This is a genomic window from Mycobacterium sp. UM_Kg27 (assembly GCF_000972905.1).
Taxonomy (GTDB): Bacteria; Actinomycetota; Actinomycetes; order Mycobacteriales; family Mycobacteriaceae; genus Mycobacterium.
On sequence record NZ_JRMM01000039.1, the window covers coordinates 15042 to 31218 of the forward strand.

Consider the following 16177-nt stretch of genomic DNA (forward strand, 5'->3'; position numbering starts at 1 on the left):
CTCAGGCTTAAGTTACCCACCAGTAACGTAACCTGAAATATACTCGCCAGTAGCCATAGTGCAAGCTGATGTGAGCTATGTCCTTCATGCGGGTGACCAACCGGTTGGTCCCTGGCCCAGAATGCGGTCGCCAGCGGCCGATCTGCCGAGGTGACAGGGCGGCGAGTAGGGTTCTGGGCGACCAGACTAGACGAGGCGAATGAGTCCCCGGTGAATCCCCACGTGAGTTCCGAGAGCAAGCTGACCCCGTTGACCCCGTCGTCGTTGCGGGAGGCCTTCGGGCATTTCCCGTCCGGAGTGGTGGCGGTGGCAGCCGAGATCGACGGCGTTCGGGTCGGCCTGGCCGCCAGCACCTTCGTGCCGGTCTCGTTGGAGCCGCCGTTGGTGTCCTTCTGCGTGCAGAACACCTCGAGCACCTGGCCCAAGCTCAAGGACTCGCCCCGGCTGGGCATCAGCGTGCTCGGCGAGGCGCACGATGTCGCGGCGCGCACCCTGGCTGCCAAGACCGGTGATCGCTTCGCCGGGCTGGAGACGGTGACCAACGACGGCGCGGTGTTCATCAAGGGCACCGGAGTATGGCTGGGCAGCTCGATCGAGCAGTTGGTGCCCGCCGGGGACCACACCATCGTGGTGCTGCGGGTCTGTGATTTGACCGTCGATCCAGAGATCGCCCCGATCGTTTTCCACCGCAGCGGTTTTCGCCGCCTCGGGGGCTAAGGCCCGAGTCGCTGTGCGGGTGCCGGGGGTGCGATAGCCCCCGCCGATGTGTTGCTATGGGCAGATGGCGCCCCTGCGTAGCGACCCCGTGCAGTTGAGGACCACCGCCGAGACGCTGGTGGCCGAGGCCGCCGCATTCGTCCGGCGTCGGCGTGCCGAGGTGTTCGGCGCCGAAGTGGCCGAGCCGTCCTCAGGCCTGGTCCAGACGAAGAGCACTCCGACCGATCCGGTGACCGTGGTCGACACCGAGACCGAGAGCTTCATCCGGGATCGGCTGACCGGGCTGCGGCCCGGTGATGCGGTGCTGGGCGAGGAAGGCGGAGGTTCCGGGGACGTCTCTGGCCGCGAACCGGGTGTCGTCACCTGGGTGGTCGACCCGATCGACGGCACGGTGAACTTCATGTACGACGTCCCGGCATACGCGGTTTCGGTGGCAGCGCAGATCGGCGGGGTCTCGGTGGCCGGCGCGGTCGCCGACGTAGTGGGTGACCGGATCTATTCTGCCGGTGCCGGATTGGGCGCCCGAGTGACCGATCAGCAGGGAACTGTCGCGCTGCGCTGCGCCGATGTGAGCGAGCTGGCACTGGCACTGCTGGGCACCGGGTTCGGCTATTCGCCACGGCGCCGGGCCGCCCAGGCCGCGTTGCTTGCCCGGTTGCTGCCGGAAGTGCGCGATGTGCGCCGGATCGGATCGGCCGCGCTGGACCTGTGCATGGTCGCTGCCGGGCGGCTCGACGCCTACTACGAGCATGGGATCAAGCCGTGGGACTACGCCGCCGGAGCACTGATCGCGGTCGAGGCCGGGGCGCGGGTGGTGCTCCCCGGTCCAGAGGTCGACGGCGGCGACGTGTGTGTCGCCGCCGCACCCGGTGTCGCCGATGCCCTGATCGCCTTGCTGCAACGCGAAGGTGGCTGGGCCGCTATTCCGGCGTAGCCTCCGATCGCCGCGGCCTGCGGCCAGTCACGGGGTCGAGGGTCAGTCCGCCTTGCGGCGGAAAATCTTTCGACCGAGCCAGACGACGGGGTCATAACGGTTCCCGACCACCCGCTCCTTCATCGGGATGATGGCGTTGTCGGTGATCGTGATGTGTTCCGGGCAGACCTCGGTGCAGCACTTGGTGATGTTGCACAGTCCCAGACCCGCGTCGTCCTGGGCGAAGTCACGCCGGTCGGCGGCGTCGAGCGGGTGCATGTCCAACTCCGCAAGCCGGATGAACATCCGCGGCCCGGAGAACCGCGGCTTGTTCTCCTCATGGTCCCGGATGACGTGGCAGACGTTCTGGCACAGGAAGCATTCGATGCACTTGCGGAACTCCTGGGAGCGCTCCACATCCACCTGCTGCATCCGGTACTCGCCGGGCTTGAGATCCGCCGGCGGCTTGAAGGCCGGCATCTCTCGGGCCTTCTCGTAGTTGAACGAGACATCGGTGACCAGGTCACGAACCACCGGGAATGTCCGCACCGGGGTCACGGTGATCGTTTCAGCCGGGTCGAACATCGACATCCGCGTCATACACAGCAGTCGCGGGAAACCGTTGATCTCCGCCGAACACGATCCGCACTTGCCGGCCTTGCAGTTCCAGCGCACCGCCAGATCCGGGGTCTGGGTGGCCTGCAGGCGGTGGATGACGTCGAGCACCACCTCGCCCTCGTTGACCTCGACCTCGAAATCTTCAAGTCCACCGCCGTCAACGTCACCGCGCCAGACTCGCAGGTGGGCGTTGTGTGTCATTACGCTCTCCGTCCCGGATGTTGCGCCAGCTCTTGGTCGGTGTAGTACTTCTCCAGTTCGGAGATCTCGAACAGCTCCAGCAAGTCCTCACGCATCCCGGTCTGAGATTCCGGCGTGACCGTGATGTCAAAAATCGCCTGGGGGCTCTGCTTCTCCGCGACCCGGCAGACCAGCAGGGTCTTGCGCCAGTTGGCGTCCATCCCCGGGTGGTCGTCGCGGGTGTGCCCACCGCGGCTCTCGGTGCGTTGCAGCGCGGCTTTGGCCACGCATTCGCTGACCAGCAGCATGTTGCGCAGGTCGACGGCCAGATGCCAGCCCGGGTTGTAGTGCCGTCCGCCGTCGACGGTGACCGCCGCGAAGCGGGCCTTGAATTCCTCGAGTCGGACCAGGGCCTGCTCCAGCTCGCCGGCATTGCGGATGATGCCGACCAGGTCGTTCATCGACTGCTGCAACTCGGAGTGCAAGGTGTACGGGTTCTCCGGTGTGGCGCCGCCGGCCGGACCGTGGAACGGCGCCAGCGCCAGCTCTGCTGCGGCTTCCAGCGCTGCCGGTGTCACCGACGGGCGGGTGTTCAGCCCCTGCACGTACTGTGCCGCGCCCAACCCGGCGCGACGGCCGAACACCAGCAGATCCGACAGGGAGTTGCCGCCCAGCCGGTTGGAACCGTGCATCCCACCGGAGCATTCGCCTGCGGCAAACAGTCCGGGCACCGCCGCCGCGCCGGTGTCCGGGTCGACCTCGATACCACCCATCACGTAGTGGCAGGTGGGGCCGACTTCCATTGCTTCCTTGGTGATGTCCACCTCGGCGAGCTGCATGAACTGGTGGTACATCGAAGGCAGTCGCCGCTTGATCTCCTCGGGCGTCAGCCGAGAGGCGATGTCGAGGAACACCCCGCCATGCGGCGAACCGCGGCCGGCTTTGACCTCGGAGTTGATGGCGCGGGCCACCTCGTCACGGGGCAGCAGGTCCGGGGTGCGGCGGGCCGAGTCGTTGTCCTTGAGCCACTGATCGGCCTCTTGCTCGGTCTCGGCGTACTGGCCCTTGAACACCGGCGGGATGTAGTCGAACATGAACCGGGTTCCGTCGGAGTTCTTGAGCACCCCGCCGTCGCCGCGGACGCCCTCGGTGACCAGGATCCCCTTCACGCTGGGCGGCCACACCATCCCGGTCGGGTGGAATTGGACGAACTCCATGTTGATCAGCGTCGCGCCGGCTCGCAGCGCCAGCGCGTGGCCGTCGCCGGTGTACTCCCACGAGTTGGACGTCACCTTGAACGACTTGCCGATGCCGCCGGTGGCCAGCACCACGGCCGGCGCTTCGAACAGCACGAAGTTGCCGCTCTCACGCCAGTAGCCGAAGGCGCCCGAAATAGCGCCGCTGGCTTCGTCTTTGAGCAGTTCAGTGATGGTGCACTCGTGGAAGATTTTGATCCGGGCCTCGTAGTCACCGAACTTGGCATAATCGTCCTGCTGCAGCGAGACCACTTTCTGCTGCATGGTGCGGATCAATTCCAGGCCGGTGCGGTCACCGACGTGGGCCAGCCGCGGATAGGTGTGGCCGCCGAAGTTGCGCTGGTTGATCTTTCCGTCGGGGGTGCGGTCGAACAGTGCGCCGTAGGTCTCCAGCTCCCAGACCCGCTCGGGTGCTTCCCGGGCGTGCAACTCGGCCATCCGCCAGTTGTTGAGGAACTTCCCGCCGCGCATGGTGTCGCGGAAGTGCACCTGCCAGTTGTCCTTGGAGTTGACGTTGCCCATCGACGCCGCGCAACCACCCTCGGCCATCACGGTGTGCGCCTTGCCGAACAGCGACTTGCACACCACCGCAACGCTGAGGCCCTGTTCGCGTGCTTCGATCACCGCGCGCAGGCCAGCGCCCCCGGCACCGATCACGACCACGTCGTAGGAGTGCCGTTCGACTTCAACCATGAATTCTCGCTAACCCTTCGTGTGATCGCGGCACTTAGCCGACGAACCGGAAATCGGTGATGACGCCGCTGGAGACCAGGGCGACGTAGAGGTCGGTGAACGCCAGCGTGCCGAGGGTGATCCAGGCGAACTGCTGGTGGCGGCCGTTGAACCAGCTGATCTTCGTCCAAAACCAGTAGCGGACCGGGTGTTTGGAGAAGTGGTTGAGGCGACCGCCGAATATGTGCCGGCAGGAGTGGCAGCCGCCGGTATAGGCCCAGAGCATCGCCACGTTCGCGAGCAGCACGATGTTGCCCACCCCGAACCCGAACCCGCCGGGCCCGTCGTCGGAGTGCAGTGCGGCGATTGCGTCATAGGTGTTGAGCGCCGCGAGCGCGAACGCCGCATAGAAGAAGTAGCGGTGGCTGTTCTGCATGATCAACGGCAAACGAGTCTCGCCGGTGTAGTGGGCACGGGGCTCGGGCACCGCGCAGGCCGTCGGCGACTGCCAGACGGAGCGATAGTAGGCCTTGCGGTAGTAGTAGCAGGTCAGCCGGAAGCAGAGCAGGAAGGGCAATACCAATGCCCCCAACGGAATCCACCGAGGGAATTCCGGCAGCCAGACGCCCAAGTGGCTTGAGCCGGGCACACACGACGCGCTGATGCACGGCGAGTAGAACGGTGTCAGGTAGTGGTACTTGTCAACCCAGTAGGCGCTGCCCCAGAACGATCGGATGGTCGCGTAGATGATGAACGCGAGCAGTCCCAGGTTCACCCGCAGCGGCGAGAGCCACCAGCGGTCGGTACGCAGGGTGCGATTCGCGATTCGTGCGCGAGTCGCCGAGTAGACGCCGGGACGGTTCACGGCGGGTGCGCTCATCTAATGGGGTTCCCTTCGGCTCAGTTCGTCGGAGGGCGCCCCTTGGCCGCAGGCAGCACCCGGTGTGGGTCAGTACCTGCCTTGGCCGCCGACGCCTTCGTCGTCGACGTCGCGCCAGAATTCGGTGTCGTATTCGGTGTCAGGGATGGTGATCTTCTCGTGCGACCGCTCGGCCGCCCAGCGCTCCAAGTCCAGCTCTCCGGCATCGGATTCGAGGAGCTGAACGTCGGTGAGGATGCGCTCGGCGTCCAGCTCGATGCGGCGCATTCCAGGGATGTCGCCGAAGCGGGTCTTCAGCCCCAGCACGCAACGCCGCAGGTCACCGATCAGGGTGTGCAGCTCGGCGAGTTCGGTAGTGCTCGACACCAGACCTCCTCGGGTGGTACGGATCACAGTACGTTCACCCGATGCTAATCACACCAGGAACGGAACGTGAGACAGATCACGTTGTGAGCTGACGTGTTGGACGCCGAAAACCCCTACACACAGGCGTGTGCAGGGGTTTTCGGGTCGAAGACCGCCGCGCCGGTTTACTTGGTGATGGCGATGGTCTGCGGCCGGGTGCCCGCGTACACCCCGGCTACCCGGACGGTCAGTACGCCGGCGTCATAGGTCGCGGTCACGGCGTCGCCGGTGACATGGGCCGGAACCGCGAACGAGCGGCGGAACGCGCCGTAGCGCACCTCGCGCAGCGTGCGGTTGGTGTCGGCGTCGGTCTCGGCGTACTCGTCGCGCCGTTCGCCGCGGACCACCAGGTGGCCGCCGTCGAGTTCGACCGTCACGTCCTTGTCGACGTCGATGCCCGGCAGTTCCAGCCGCACCACAGCGTCGTCGCCGTCCTTGGTGATCTCGGCGGCCGGCCGGAACCCCGTCGCGGCGGGAGCCCGCCAGTCGCTGGCGGTGGCCGGGCTGAAGAAGTCACGGACCCAACGGTCAGTGTCGAACGGGTGGTGCCTCAAGGTCAGGGTGCTCATGGGGACTCCTCGAATGATTACCGCGTGCCGGTCGGGTGCCGGCCCGTCACTGGGTAGAACTTGAGTCACCCTCGCTAAAGTTCCGTGTTCGCCGGCAGTGAACACGGACGCACAAAAGTGGTGCCGTGAGCGGTATCACGGCGTAAGCAGCGAACCGTTCACACGCTTGTAACGTATGGCGATACTCCGGCAATATCGGGTTCCTAACCTCCCTTCTATGACCACGATCGAAACCCCGCGCGCCGTCAAAGACCTTGTCGTGGTCGGACACGGCATGGTGGGGCACCGCTTCGTGGAGGCGCTGCGCAGCCGGCCCGGAGGCGCCGACTGGCGGGTCACGGTGCTGGCCGAGGAATCCGATCCCGCCTACGACCGCGTCGGGCTGACCTCCTACACCGACGGGTGGGACCGGTCCCGGCTGGCGCTGCCGGGCAACGACTACGCCGACGACGAGCAGGTGCGGCTGATGCTGAGCACCCGGGTCGAGAAGGTTGATCTGGCCGACAAGTCGGTGCTCGCCGCGGATGGGCAGCGTTACGGCTACGACACCCTGGTGCTGGCGACCGGCTCACGCGCGTTCGTCCCCCCGGTGCCCGGCCACGATCTGCCCGGCTGCCATGTCTACCGGACCCTGGACGATCTGGACGGAATCCGGGCCGACATCGAGTGCATGCTGGAAGCCGGTAACGCCCGGGCCGGAGTGGTGATCGGGGGCGGACTGCTGGGGCTGGAGGCCGCCAACGCGCTCCGGGCGTCCGGGATCGAGCCGCACATCGTCGAGATGGCGCCGCGCCTGATGCCGCAACAGCTCGATGACGCCGGCGGTGTGCTGCTGAGCCGGATGATCTCGGAACTGGGCATCGCGGTGCACGTCGGTGTGGGCACCGAGTCCATCGAGCAGCTGACCCACCAGTACGGTTCACCGACCCTGCGGGTAAAGCTCTCCGACGGCAACGCGATCGAGGCCGGCCTGGTGATCTTCGCCGCGGGCGTGCGTCCCCGTGACGAACTGGCTCGTGAGGCGGGTCTGGCGATCGCCGAGCGTGGCGGTGTGTTGACCGACCTGTGTTGCCGGACCAGCGATTCCGACGTGTACGCGATCGGTGAGGTGGCCGCCATCGAGGGCGTCTGCTACGGCTTGGTCGGCCCCGGCTACACCAGCGCCGAGGTGGTCGCCGACCGCCTGCTCGAGGGTGTGGCCGAATTCGGCGAGGCGGACATGTCCACCAAGCTCAAGCTGCTCGGTGTCGACGTGGCCAGCTTCGGCGACGCGATGGGGTCGACGGAGAACTCGCTGTCGGTCGTCATCAACGATCCGGTGAAGCGCACCTATGCCAAGTTGGTGCTCTCCGACGACGCCAAGACTCTGCTCGGCGGGATCCTGGTCGGCGACGCCTCCTCCTACGGCGTGCTGCGTCCGATGGTCGGCGCCGAGCTGCCTGGCGATCCCCTGGATCTGATCGCTCCGGCCAGCTCCGGCGACAGCAAGAGCGCCCTGGGGATCAGTGCGTTGCCTGGGGCGGCGCAGATCTGTTCCTGCAACAACGTCAGCAAGGACCAGTTGTGCGCCGCGATCGCCGGCGGCTGCCACGACGTGCAGAGCCTGAAGGACTGCACCAAGGCGGGAACTTCGTGTGGATCCTGCATTCCGCTGCTCAAGGAGCTGCTGGTCGCCGAGGGTGTCGAGCAGTCCAAGGCGCTGTGCGAACACTTCGCCCAGTCGCGCGCGGAGCTGTTCGAGATCGTCCAGGTCACCGGAATCCGCACCTTCTCCGAACTGCTGGAGCGGTTCGGCACGGGCCACGGCTGTGACATCTGCAAGCCCACCGTCGCCTCCATCTTGGCGTCCACCGGATCAGACCACATCCTTGAGGGCGAGCAGGCCGCTCTGCAGGACACCAACGACCACTTCCTGGCCAATATTCAGCGCAACGGCAGCTACTCAGTGGTTCCGCGGGTGCCCGGCGGTGAGATCAAGCCCGAGCACCTGATCCTGATCGGCCAGATTGCCCAGGAATTCGGCCTTTACACCAAGATCACCGGTGGCCAGCGCATCGACATGTTCGGTGCACGGGTGGATCAGCTGCCCGCGATCTGGCGCAAGCTGGTGGACGCCGGCATGGAATCCGGTCAGGCGTACGGAAAGTCGTTGCGGACAGTGAAAAGCTGTGTGGGCAGCGACTGGTGCCGCTACGGGCAGCAGGATTCGGTGAAGATGGCCATCGATCTGGAGCTGCGCTACCGCGGACTGCGCGCGCCGCACAAGATCAAGATGGGCGTCTCGGGCTGCGCGCGTGAGTGCGCCGAGGCACGCGGCAAAGACGTCGGTGTGATCGCGACCGAGATCGGTTGGAATCTTTACGTGGGCGGGAACGGCGGTATGTCGCCCAAGCACGCCCAGTTGCTCGCCAGCGACCTCGACACCGAGACCGTGTTCCGCTATGTCGACCGGTTCCTGATGTTCTACATCCGCACCGCCGATCGGTTGCAGCGCACCGCGCCCTGGATCGAGGCGATGGAAGGTGGACTCGACCACGTCCGCGAGGTCGTCTGCGACGACTCCCTGGGGCTGGCAGCGGAATTCGAGGCGGAGATGGCTCGCCACGTCGACAACTACGCCGATGAGTGGAAGGGCGTCCTCGACGACCCGGAGAAGCTGTCACGATTCGTCTCCTTCGTCAACGCCCCCGATGCCGAAGATCCCACCGTCGCCTTCACCGTGCGCGACGGCCGCAAGGTCCCGTTACCCGTCCCCGTCCTGCGAGTATCTGAGGAGAAGTCATGAACACCAACAACATCGACACCTGGATCACCGCCTGCCGCTACGACAGCATGATTCCCGGACTCGGAGTGGGTGTCCTGCTCGCCAACGGCAAGCAGGCGGCGCTGTTCCGGCTCGACGACGGCTCGGTCCGTGCGGTGTGCAACATCGACCCGTTCTTCCGGGCAGCGGTGCTGTCCCGCGGAATCGTCGGTGACCGCGGCGGCCGGTTATCTGTCATCTCCCCGTTGAAGAAGCAGGCCTTCGCCTTTGACGACGGCAGCTGCTTGGATGACCCGAGCGTCTCGGTGCGGGTGTATCCGACTCGGATCAGCGAGGACGGCTACGTGCAGGTCGGGCAGCCGGTCGCGGAACGGGCCGTTGCTTAGCCGGCCCTAGCCGGCTTCCTGGCCTACCTGGTCCACCTGATCTACGGCCAGGCGATACCCCCGTTTGACAACGGTGGTGACGATATTCTTGTCGCCCAGCGTTGTTCGCAGCCTCAGGACAGCGGTTTCTACCGCATGAGTGCTGGTGCCGTTGCCGGGTAGCGCCTCGAGGAGGGTCTGCCGGGAGACAACGCGGCCGGGCTGGTGAGCCAGCGCCCGTAGTGTGGCCATGCTCGAGGGCGACATCGGCTTGGCCACCCCGTCGACCAGTACGCAATTGCCGCGCACTTCGATGCGATGGCCCGCGGCGTGAACGGTGTGGGCGCGCAGCCGCGGAAGCTCATCGATGATGTGGCGAGCTAACGCCCCCAGTCGCATTCTCCGCGGCGAAGAGGTCGGGATGTCCAAGAGTGCCAACGGCCGCGCCGTCAACGGTCCGACGCACATGGCATGCACGTCGTCGGAACGCAGAGCGAGCAGCAGTGCGTCCGAGATGCCCAGATCGGCGGCACGGGTCAGTGTCGCCATCACAGCGGCGGCCGAGGTGAAGCTGACAGCATCGAATTGGCGTTGGGCGATCTGGGAAGTGAGCTGGTCGAACTCCCCGCCGGGCTGGGCCGGACGCCATCGGTAGACGGGGATGGGCAGTACGTCGGCGCCCGCCTTGCGAAACTGATCGAGCAGCTCCGGAGCGGGATCCCAGTCGCCGGTGGTGCCGTGGAGCTGCACGGCCACGCGGGCTCCGGCGATATCGGATTTCAGGTAATCGAGCATCGCGGCCGATGACTCCGATTCGGGTGACCACTCCTCGGGCAGGCCCGCGGTGCGCAATGCGCCAACAGCCTTCGGTCCACGGGCCACGACACGGGCGGTCGTCAGGGCTGCGATCAGCCGGTCGGCAATACCCCATCCTTCGGCAGCGGCGATCCAGCCGCGGAGGCCCATCGCCGTCGTCACCACCAGGACATCTGGCGGGTTCTCGATCAATGATTCAGTGCGCCCGTGCAATACGGTGTCGTCGGTCAAGTCGATCATGGTGATGGCCGGGGCCGCACAGACCGAGGCGCCGTGGCGACGCAGCAAGGTGCAGAGCTCCTCGGCGCGGCGCGCTGACGTGACTGCGACCCGGTAGCCACTCAGCGACGTGGACACCTTACGCCGGTGCCAACGCGGCCCGGGCCGGCTGCGGGGCGAAGAACGGCCGACGTACATACCTGTGCCAGGTCAGCGCCGCGGCCCCCACATAACCCACCAGGAAGATCCAGAATGCCGTGGTCGCCGAGCCGCTGGTGATGTACGACTGGCGCAGTGCCAGGTTGATTCCTACGCCACCCAGGGCGCCGATTGCGCCGGCAAATCCGATCAGTGCCCCCGACATGGCCCGCGCCCAGTGCCGACGGTCGCTCTCGTGCATACCCATTTGGTGACTGCGGGCCTCGAAGACCGACGGAATCATCTTGTACACCGAGCCATTGCCGATCCCGGAGACGATAAACAGCGCCACGAAGCCGATGACGTAGCCGACCATGACCGCGCCGGACGTGGGGCCGGTGCGACCGCTGTCCAGTGTGCTCACGGCGACGAGCAACGCGGAGGCTGCGAACAAGCCGCCAAAGGCAGCCAGCGTCACCCGGCTGCCGCCAAGCCGATCGGCGAGGCGCCCGCCGAAGATCCGGGACAACGACCCCAAAAGCGGTCCCAAAAAGGCGATTTGGGCAGCGTGCAACGAGGCCTGAGCGGGACTCTGGCCGCCGCCCACAAAGCTGATCTGCAACACCTGGCCGAACGCGAACGAGAACCCGATGAAGGAGCCGAACGTGCCGATGTAGAGCAGTGCGACGATCCAGGTGTCGAGTTCGGGAAGGATCGCACGCATGGCCGTCAGGTCTGCCCTTTGACCGTCGAGGTTGTCCATGAAAAGTGCTGCGCCGATCGCGGCCACCGCGAGGACGACCAGATAGATCGCACATACCCAGTACGGCTGGCGGTTACCCACGGTGGCTAGCACCGCCAACCCGACCAGCTGGATCAGCGGAACGCCCAGGTTGCCACCGCCGGCATTGACCGCCAGCGCCCAGCCCTTGAGTCGATGTGGGTAGAAGGCATTCACGTTGGTCATCGAGGCGGCAAAGTTGCCCCCGCCCAGACCGGTCATGGCCGCGCACACCAGGTAAGGCCACAGCGGCAGACCCGGATGGGCCAGCAGGCCCATCATCCCGATGGTCGGGATCAATAGCACCAGCGCGGAGAAGATCGTCCAGTTGCGGCCGCCGAAGGCCGCGGTGGCCAGCGAGTACGGTATGCGCAGCACGCCACCGGCGAGGGTGGCGGTGGCTGCCAGCAGGAACTTGTCGCCGGCGCTGAAGCCGTACACCGACTCGGGCATGAACAGCACCATCACCGACCAGATCGACCAGATCGAAAAGCCGGCGTGCTCAGCAACTGTCGACCAGATCAGGTTGCGTCGCGCAACCTTGTCGTTGCCGGCCTTCCAGGCCACGGTGTCTTCGGGATCCCACTGGGTAATCAGGTGTGAACGAGCCATGTGGTCACGGTAGAAATCTTTCGTTACCGCAATGCTGCACGAGATGACTCAGTCGTGAACTTCTCCTCACGGCGCTGGTGGAAGCGTGTGAGGCGGGAGGTCCGGTGAGGGCGCAAAGGCAGCGCAGGCTACCGATCAATATGGCGGGGATAGAATGGAATTCACAGTGCAAGCGCCATGTCCCAAGTTCGGAACGACGCAGACCGATGCCGAAAAGGTGTTATCGCACCGGAATTCGCGTATGGGCGGTGATGAACCGATCGGCGACGACCCGGGCGATCCCGGGATGCGTGCCCAGCGGCGCGGTAACTCGATCCGCGCCGGCATTGTGCAGGCGGCGCTGGAAAAGACCGTCGGCCAACAAATATGACGCGATCACGACGCGTGACGCGCCTTGGCTGCGCAGGTCGGCGACAGCCTCGGGAACGCTGGGTCCACCGGTAGCGGCGAATGCCACTGTGACGGGTGCTCCGATTATGCCAGACACCATCTGCGCTGCGTGCTTGAGGTCGGCCTGCGCGACCGGATCGGTGGACCCCGCTGCAGCGAGAACCACTGATTCACCTTGGCGCCAGCCTGATTCGGACAGCCGAGCGGCGACGACCGCGGCGACACGAGGATCGGGTCCCAGTGCTGGGGTGATCGTGACGTCGGGGTGGCCGCTGGCGGCGACCTGGGTCGGCACGTCGACGCCGACGTGGTAGCCGCGGGCAAGGAAGGCGGGGACGAGGATAGCCGGGCGGCCGTTTTCGGCCTCAGCGGAGAGGATCTCGGCCGGGCTGGGCCCCAACACGTCGATGAATGCCACTCTGACCGGTTGCGCCAGCAGGGTGCCGACCCGTTCGGCGAGTTCGCCGATCATGACTACCCCGTCGGGCTGACGGGTGCCGTGCGCGACCAGGATGGGAATCATGCCACGCCCTGCTCAGTGTCGACGGCGAGTCGGTAACCTCGCTTGACCACCGTGGCGACGATGTGGCTGTCGCCCAGCGCTGTTCGCAGTCGGAGGACGGCAGAGTCGACGGCGTGCATACTGTTGCCACGTCCCGGGAGAGCGCGCAGCAGGGTTTCCCGGGCGACGACGTGGCCCGGTCGGAGCGCCAGGACGCGCAAAGCGGCCAGTCCGGCCGGCGAAACCGGCTTGACTATCCCATCCACGAGGACCCGGCTCTCCTCAATATCAATACGATGACCGGCGGCATAGACGGCGGTACTCATGCATAAGATTTAGTCGCAGTCGATTTCGTCTGTGTTACCCCGCGATTTCGGAGCCGTTGCCCTATATGTGTTCCAGGTCACGCCGAGATCTTCTCGGCGTCGACCCGAACCCGGTCGCCTCGGCTGCCGCGTGGCCGGCGGACATACATCACCCAGGTCAAACCCGCAACGGCGCAGTAGGACGCCAGAAACACCCAGAATGCCGGGGTCTCGGACCCGAAGCTGGCGTAGGCCTGACGCAGGATCAGGTTGATGGCGACCCCGCCGAGCCCGCCGACTGCGGTGGCAAACCCGATCAAAGCGCCGGAATGTGAACGCGCCCAATGCCGGCGCTCGGCTTCGTCGGCGTCCAGCGAGCGACTGCGGGCCTCGAAGATCGACGGGATCATCTTCAGCACTGATCCGTTGCCCATCCCGGCAAGGATGAACAGCACCATGAATGCGGCGATGTAGATCGCGATCGTCGATGTGGTCGCGCGGGTAGTGTGGTCGTCGATGGTGCTGGTCACCACCAGCACGGCGGACGCCAGAATCATGCCGAGGAACACCACCAGGGTGATGCGGCCCCCGCCGCGGCGGTCGGCCACCCGGCCGCCGTAGATGCGGGCCAAGGCGCCCAACAGTGGGCCCAGGAACGCGATTCGCGCGGCATAGAGTGCCGCCTCGGCGGGACTGTGGCCGGCCTTTTCGAAGGTGACGTGCAGCACCTGGGCGAACGCGAAGGCGAAGCCGATGAACGAGCCGAACGCTGCGCAGTACAACGCCGAGACGATCCAGCTGTCCGGGACCGCCAGGATCGACCGAATGCTGCCGACCTCTTCCTTGCCGTGGTCGAGGTTGTCCATCCACAGTGCCGCGCAGGTGCCCACCACGGCAAGCAGGACCAGGTAGACCGAGCAGACCAACTCCGGCTTGGTGTTGCCGACGGTGGCCAGGACCAGGAGGCCGACGAGCTGGATGGCTGCCACCCCGAGGTTGCCGATGCCGCCGCACAGTCCGAGGGCGACGCCCTTGAGACGCTGAGGATAGAAGGCGTCGACGTTGGCCAGGGAGGCGGCGTAGTTGCCGCCGCCCAGGCCGGTCAGCGCAGCGCACACCAGATACATCCACAGCGGTTGGCCGGGGTTGAGGAGCAACAGCAGTGTCCCGGCGGTCGGAATCAGCAAGATCAGTGACGAGGCCACCGCCCAGTTGCGGCCGCCGAATTTTGCGGTGGCGCGAACGTAGGGGACGCGGACGCATCCGCCGACCAGAGTGGCGACCGCGGCCAGCAGCAGTTTGTCGCCGGCCTTGATGCCATAGACCGACTCGGGCATGAACAGCACCACTACCGACCACAGCGACCAGATCGAGAACGCGACATGCGTACTGGCGGTAGACCAGATCAGGTTGCGGCGTGCGATGGCGGCATTGCCGGCCTCCCAGGCTGCGCTGTCCTCAGGATCGAAATTGGTGATGTGGCCGTTGCTCATGCGATCTCCTCGGGATCCGGGCCACCGCCACGCGCAGAATCTCGCATCACGATGGACGGTGTGCGAACCTACCGGCCCGATCTGGCAAGTGGCAGAGCGGAACCTGAAAATGAGGTGGACTCAAGGAATTTGAGTGGCCCGCATCACGTATTGGACGCGCGCGCAGGATATTTCGCCTGGTTGACCGAGCGAGTGGAGAAGCGTTGCGTTCGGTTGGAAGCTTCTGTCAGCTGACTGGAAGCCAGATGTTGACGGCCTTCGAAATCTGCAGATAGAGCGGTATCCCGATGGTCACGTTGTAGGAGAACGTCAGGCCCAAGGATGCGGCCAGGGGTACCGTCGGACTGGCCTCGGGGATCGCCATTCGCTGCACCGCCGGCACGGCGATGTAGGACGCCGCACCGCACAGCACTGCGAAGAGCACGTAGCTGCCGGCCTCGAAAGGGGTGCCGGTGATTTGCGCGTAGGTGTGGATGATGAAAATTCCAGCGATCGCAAAGAGGTTGGGCGCCAACAATCCAAAGGCGATCAAGCCGCGTCCCGCCGACCGCAGGTCCTTGAGCTTGCGGGAGGCTGTCATCCCCATCTCGAGCAGGAAGAGGCACAGCATCCCCTGGAACGCGGTGACGAAGACATGATCGCCGTCCTCGATGACCGAAGCGCCCTGCAGGCGGCCGACGAAGCCGATAACGATCCCACCGAACAGCAGGTACAGCCCCGGGTTGAGCAGCACCTCTCGCAACAGCGCTCCGCTGGGCGGCGCCGAGGATGTAGTCGACATCGCAGCGCTCGGCTGGGCATGCTCCCGCCTTTCCAGCGCGAGGTCGATCTCGTCTTGGATGTGCCCCGTTGTGGTGTGCGCTGCGCTCATAAGGGCGGAGGCGGTGACGAGCTGTCGGCTGGCCTTTTTCTTCTTCTTCTTGTAGCCGGGTTCGTCGGCCATGTTGCCCTGCGCGTCCATCCCGCGTGCCCGCAACCGTGACACCAGGATCAGGGCCACGATGCAGCCCGGAATCTCCATGACGGCCAGCATTACCGGCATGTAGGCGTCGAACGCTATGTCCAAAGTGGCGAGTACGCCAAGGCAGGTGGCGAACGTGCCGGCGGAGTCCGACCCGTAATACCCGGCGACGGTGGCTCGGTCGATACGTCTCATCTTGGTCATCCGGGTCAGCAACCAGTAGGCGACGAATCCGATGATCAAGTTGGTGGCGAAGCCCAGCACGATGAAGCCCAGAACGCCGCCGATGCTCGACGAGTCGACGGTCGCGAGCTCTTCGCCGCCGCGCCAGCCGATGGCCAGCAGCAAATACAACGTCAAGCCCTGATACAGGACGTAGGGGAACTCGAACTTGATCTTCAGCAGCGGGATGAGGAAGCCCATGTAGAAGAAAAGCAACAGTGGCTTGAACAAGTTGTGGGTGAAGTTGTGCCAAAACTCGTACAGCATGAGGGTGCGTCTTTCGAGAGGGGGACCGCCAGGGCCGGGGCAAGCTGTGACGGTCACACCATAAGGCCACACGCGTTAGTTAGCGCCTCGAAGTAGGGCCCCTGCGACGATTGGCAGCAGAGTGGCAGGGAG

General features: G+C 65.5%; 14 protein-coding genes and 1 pseudogene. 4 read left to right on the forward strand and 11 right to left on the reverse strand.

The features are described 5' to 3' along the window. Positions 1-222: 222 nt before the first annotated feature. Positions 223-717: a flavin reductase family protein gene (locus LI94_RS08715; RefSeq protein WP_046300945.1), complete on the forward strand. Its 495-nt coding sequence runs from the start codon at positions 223-225 to the stop codon at positions 715-717. Between the two features lie 64 nt (positions 718-781). Further along, a complete protein-coding gene (locus LI94_RS08720; protein WP_024441396.1) occupies positions 782-1651 on the forward strand; it encodes an inositol monophosphatase family protein in 870 nt (289 codons plus the stop codon). Between the two features lie 42 nt (positions 1652-1693). On the opposite strand, the gene LI94_RS08725 is transcribed toward LI94_RS08720, so the two are convergent. From LI94_RS08725 to LI94_RS08745, 5 genes are all read right to left on the reverse strand, one after another. Continuing rightward, entirely contained in the window at positions 1694-2449 is a 756-nt protein-coding gene (locus tag LI94_RS08725) for a succinate dehydrogenase/fumarate reductase iron-sulfur subunit (RefSeq protein WP_024441397.1), read from the reverse strand. Further along, positions 2449-4377, reverse strand: coding sequence for a fumarate reductase/succinate dehydrogenase flavoprotein subunit (locus tag LI94_RS08730; protein WP_046300946.1), 1929 nt, complete (start codon positions 4375-4377; stop codon positions 2449-2451). Before LI94_RS08730 ends, LI94_RS08725 begins: the two co-directional genes overlap by 1 nt. A gap of 34 nt (positions 4378-4411) precedes the next feature. Then, positions 4412-5236 carry a hypothetical protein gene (locus LI94_RS08735; RefSeq protein ID WP_024441399.1) on the reverse strand — a complete coding sequence of 275 codons (825 nt, stop codon included), beginning with the start codon at positions 5234-5236 and terminating at the stop codon, positions 4412-4414. Between the two features lie 69 nt (positions 5237-5305). Continuing rightward, positions 5306-5602, reverse strand: a complete 297-nt coding sequence (locus LI94_RS08740) for a hypothetical protein (protein ID WP_024441400.1) — start codon at positions 5600-5602, stop codon at positions 5306-5308. A gap of 164 nt (positions 5603-5766) precedes the next feature. Next, positions 5767-6210, reverse strand: a complete 444-nt coding sequence (locus tag LI94_RS08745) for an Hsp20/alpha crystallin family protein (protein ID WP_024441401.1) — start codon at positions 6208-6210, stop codon at positions 5767-5769. A 217-nt stretch (positions 6211-6427) separates the two neighbouring features. Here LI94_RS08745 and nirB point away from each other — a divergent pair, with 217 nt between their 5' ends. Continuing rightward, positions 6428-8995, forward strand: a complete 2568-nt coding sequence (gene nirB / locus LI94_RS08750) for a nitrite reductase large subunit NirB (RefSeq protein ID WP_036457466.1) — start codon at positions 6428-6430, stop codon at positions 8993-8995. After that, positions 8992-9360 carry a nitrite reductase small subunit NirD gene (gene nirD, locus LI94_RS08755; RefSeq protein WP_024441403.1) on the forward strand — a complete coding sequence of 123 codons (369 nt, stop codon included), beginning with the start codon at positions 8992-8994 and terminating at the stop codon, positions 9358-9360. Before nirB ends, nirD begins: the two co-directional genes overlap by 4 nt. A 6-nt stretch (positions 9361-9366) precedes the next feature. Here the strand turns inward: nirD and LI94_RS08760 are convergent, their stop codons facing one another. The 6 genes and pseudogenes from LI94_RS08760 to LI94_RS08785 form a co-directional block, all read right to left on the reverse strand. Further along, positions 9367-10512: a uroporphyrinogen-III synthase gene (locus tag LI94_RS08760; RefSeq protein WP_024441404.1), complete on the reverse strand. Its 1146-nt coding sequence runs from the start codon at positions 10510-10512 to the stop codon at positions 9367-9369. 1 nt (position 10513) lies between these two features. Next, on the reverse strand, positions 10514-11905 hold the full coding sequence (locus LI94_RS08765) for a nitrate/nitrite transporter (RefSeq protein WP_024441405.1): 1392 nt from the start codon (positions 11903-11905) through the stop codon (positions 10514-10516). 220 nt (positions 11906-12125) lie between these two features. Continuing rightward, positions 12126-12818: a sirohydrochlorin chelatase gene (locus LI94_RS08770; RefSeq protein WP_046300947.1), complete on the reverse strand. Its 693-nt coding sequence runs from the start codon at positions 12816-12818 to the stop codon at positions 12126-12128. Next, positions 12815-13111, reverse strand: a pseudogene (locus LI94_RS08775) (winged helix-turn-helix domain-containing protein); the annotation flags it as partial. The gene LI94_RS08770 and the pseudogene LI94_RS08775, both read right to left, overlap by 4 nt. Positions 13112-13200: 89 nt before the next feature. Then, complete coding sequence (locus tag LI94_RS08780) at positions 13201-14595, reverse strand: nitrate/nitrite transporter (protein WP_024441408.1); 1395 nt, start codon at positions 14593-14595, stop codon at positions 13201-13203. A 226-nt stretch (positions 14596-14821) separates the two neighbouring features. After that, complete coding sequence (locus LI94_RS08785) at positions 14822-16045, reverse strand: sodium-dependent bicarbonate transport family permease (RefSeq protein WP_024441409.1); 1224 nt, start codon at positions 16043-16045, stop codon at positions 14822-14824. Between the last annotated feature and the right edge of the window lie 132 nt (positions 16046-16177).

Coding starts and splice junctions, on each gene's coding strand:
- LI94_RS08745 (WP_024441401.1), bottom strand. CDS start 6,210: ATGAGCACCCTGACCTTGAGGCACCACCCGTTCGACACTGACCGTTGG.
- nirD (WP_024441403.1), top strand. CDS start 8,992: ATGAACACCAACAACATCGACACCTGGATCACCGCCTGCCGCTACGAC.
- LI94_RS08735 (WP_024441399.1), bottom strand. CDS start 5,236: ATGAGCGCACCCGCCGTGAACCGTCCCGGCGTCTACTCGGCGACTCGC.
- LI94_RS08765 (WP_024441405.1), bottom strand. CDS start 11,905: ATGGCTCGTTCACACCTGATTACCCAGTGGGATCCCGAAGACACCGTG.
- LI94_RS08725 (WP_024441397.1), bottom strand. CDS start 2,449: ATGACACACAACGCCCACCTGCGAGTCTGGCGCGGTGACGTTGACGGC.
- LI94_RS08780 (WP_024441408.1), bottom strand. CDS start 14,595: ATGAGCAACGGCCACATCACCAATTTCGATCCTGAGGACAGCGCAGCC.
- LI94_RS08770 (WP_046300947.1), bottom strand. CDS start 12,818: ATGATTCCCATCCTGGTCGCGCACGGCACCCGTCAGCCCGACGGGGTA.
- nirB (WP_036457466.1), top strand. CDS start 6,428: ATGACCACGATCGAAACCCCGCGCGCCGTCAAAGACCTTGTCGTGGTC.
- LI94_RS08720 (WP_024441396.1), top strand. CDS start 782: ATGGCGCCCCTGCGTAGCGACCCCGTGCAGTTGAGGACCACCGCCGAG.
- LI94_RS08785 (WP_024441409.1), bottom strand. CDS start 16,045: ATGCTGTACGAGTTTTGGCACAACTTCACCCACAACTTGTTCAAGCCA.
- LI94_RS08730 (WP_046300946.1), bottom strand. CDS start 4,377: ATGGTTGAAGTCGAACGGCACTCCTACGACGTGGTCGTGATCGGTGCC.